Here is a 503-nt window from a genome sequence, read left to right on the forward strand (position 1 = left end):
GCTTGTCTTCTTTTTGCGCCTTCACCATCTTCACTTCCCCCTGCTTGTATTCCGCAAAGGATGGCGCTTGGATACGATCATACAATTCTTTTCGTTCTTGTTTCCACACATCACGTTCTTTCTGGTGTACGTGTTCTATTTTGTATGCAAATGCACCTAGAAAGATAATAACCGCGACCAATACAAAAAAGACAACATACGTCATTGTAGTTGTCCTCCTTTCCTTCTTCCTCTTGATAGTCTAATGATGTGGCGATGCACTTTCTCCTCTAGTGTCACCGGTTCTGATGGAACAAACTTTTCATTCGCATGATAATAAATAAATCGATTCAGCGCTTGTGACATCGCGTCCGTTTGATCGTCATTTTTTCCATTTGGAAAAGAAGCACATTCTTCCACAAAATCATGCACCCAAGGTGCTTGCCTCGGTAAGTATACATTTCCTGATTCAATATACGGTGAAACTGCATTCACACGTGCAACTTTCCCGCCTTGTGGATTCA

At 41.9% G+C, this 503-nt stretch carries 2 protein-coding genes; both read right to left on the bottom strand.

Translation table 11 applies throughout. The annotated features are described in order from the left end of the window. On the bottom strand, nucleotides 1-205 hold a 205-nt coding region (locus tag ACODS7_RS32515; protein WP_488828680.1), incomplete at its 3' end, for a hypothetical protein. Continuing rightward, the coding region (gene terL, locus ACODS7_RS32520; protein ID WP_488828682.1) for a phage terminase large subunit at nucleotides 202-503 on the bottom strand (302 nt) is incomplete at its 5' end. The genes ACODS7_RS32515 and terL, both read right to left, overlap by 4 nt.

The sequence above is a fragment of the Bacillus sp. FG16 genome, assembly GCF_057809515.1.